The sequence below is a fragment of the Marisediminitalea oceani genome, assembly GCF_003731635.1.
In the GTDB taxonomy this organism is placed as follows: domain Bacteria; phylum Pseudomonadota; class Gammaproteobacteria; order Enterobacterales; family Alteromonadaceae; genus Alteromonas; species Alteromonas oceani.
Genome location: NZ_RCUA01000078.1, coordinates 1 through 2,011 on the forward strand (window position 1 = coordinate 1; position 2,011 = coordinate 2,011).

The window sequence follows — 2,011 nt, forward strand, 5'->3', positions numbered from 1 at the left end:
GAAATTAGAGAAAGACAGTGTGTTGTGTAGTGATGGCTATAAGCCCTACATAGCTCTTTCTGAGAAAAATGATTTAATACACAAGCGCTTAGATGTGGCAGGAGGAGTTAAGGTGATAGATAAAGTCTTTCACATTCAAAATGTTAACGCCTATCACAGCCGTCTGAAAGCGTGGATAAAACGGTTTCACGGAGTAGCCACAAAATACTTGGAACACTACCTAGGTTGGTTCAGGTTTATGGATACTCCAGAAAACCTTAACGAAAACAGGCTCTTTTCAATTCAACAACAGTTAATCCGAACATAGCCTTGTAATTAACAGTAAGCCAATGACCTGTATGGTAAAACCAACCCAGTTTATTACGCTGTCAGTCAAAATTTACCCACCTCCCTGTATGCCATGCAATTCAACACAGTTTATAAAATCAGGCCCGCATAACGGGCAGAGTAACCTTGAGTATAATCTGCGACCAACGGCAGCGGTGCCAAGCTTTAAATATACCGTTGATCGACTTGTTAGGTCATTATTAACTCAATAACTCTATAACAGTAACTATTCTTTACGTTTTGACGCTGCTATAGCAACTATTACTACGCTCATGACAACTACCACACCACCAATTACTAAACCGCTCATAATTAACTCCTTTGATAAAACTCATTAAAACTTTGGTTAAAATGACTGCGTATGGTCAAAGCAACCTAATCCCGTAACGCCGAACTACCATTGAGAAAATACGAATCAAACCCAACATCGCTTTTTATCGCCATTTCCGGCCTGATGTGCCTTGATAAGAACAATTTAATGGCCACTACAACTCAGCCTTTTTCCATATTTTCGAATTGGTCTAACAGATGCGTTAACCTGCGGCCGGATATTTCCTGATAAAGCCAACCAATTAACTTATTGTCCCTGTTTTCTGGCTTGAGCTTATTGATAAGCAGCGCCGCCAGAAGCCCAAATATCAGGGCAATCACTGAAAATCTAATGGTTGTTTCTGCCGACATTAATGAGAATAAATCAACGCCAAAAAACAGGTCGTAGCCCAGAAATACATAGGCCATGTAAAAAGGTGCAGATAGGATTAGCAGTTTAAAAACATTCAAACTATGCGTTCTGACGGCAATAAGATCATTCAGCGTTTCTTTCATCGATTTAGAAAAATCTACCTTTTTCAACAGCGCGATTTGGCCAATGCTCCCGGCTAGTCCCACTATTGCAAATATATTGAGAACAACGGCGGATACCACCGGTGCAGTTAACCCCCAGGACGAGGCTACGTAGCTCCCCAAAGAAAGGACAATGCAAAAAAATACAGTGCCTTCTATCGCTCTTGTCAAAATGAGCTTGTTCAACTCACTTTTGTTACCTTCAGCCTGTATCTTCTGAAGCAATGTTTGATTCAGACTCATACACTCGTCCAGCTTTTCACTATGTGCCTGCCACATAGACTGCATTTGATCTAAATTCATACCTGAGTACCTCGTCTGTTTAAGACGCTTTCGCCTTTAACTTCTGTTTAATTCGACTGATTTTGGTGGAGACATTAGCAATCGTAATATCTAAATTAGCGGCGATTTCAGACTGGCTTTCACCTTCTAAATACATCAACAATACCGCTTTATCTATATCGTTGAGTCCGTTTATGAATGCGTATAACTCACTCAAGCTCTGTGCATTTTCTCTTTCAGTTTCCATGTCATAACTAAGTAACTTGTCTTCCATTTCGGAATGCTTGTAAGCAATTGTTTTGTCTTTCCTGTAAAACGATATTGCAACGTTAAGTGCCACTCGATACATCCAGGTCGTAATTTTAAAGCCGTTATTGTAGGTATCTAATGAACGCCAGATTTGGGCGAGAATTTCCTGAACTAAATCTTCCCGGTCAAACTCATTACTGCAGTAAGCGCGTGCAACTTTAAACACAATGCCCTTGTGCTTTTCTATGATGTCTAGGGGCTGTTGATCTTTCGTGATTGGTTTTTGAACAGCATGGTAAAGAGTTATAAT

General features: G+C 40.2%; 3 protein-coding genes. 1 reads left to right on the plus strand and 2 read right to left on the minus strand.

Annotated elements, in window-relative coordinates; all coding sequences use genetic code 11:
* Positions 1 to 307, plus strand: a 307-nt coding sequence (locus D9T21_RS19390; protein WP_123326849.1) for an IS1595 family transposase, incomplete at its 5' end; no start/stop codon positions are given.
* Positions 308 to 819: 512 nt separating this feature from the next.
* Here the strand turns inward: D9T21_RS19390 and D9T21_RS19395 are convergent.
* Both D9T21_RS19395 and D9T21_RS19400 read right to left on the minus strand, forming a co-directional pair.
* Positions 820 to 1,473, minus strand: coding sequence for a hypothetical protein (locus D9T21_RS19395; protein ID WP_105934593.1), 654 nt, complete (start codon positions 1,471 to 1,473; stop codon positions 820 to 822).
* Between the two features lie 19 nt (positions 1,474 to 1,492).
* Positions 1,493 to 2,011: RNA polymerase sigma factor (locus D9T21_RS19400; protein WP_206427307.1), on the minus strand; the 519-nt coding region annotated here is incomplete at its 5' end.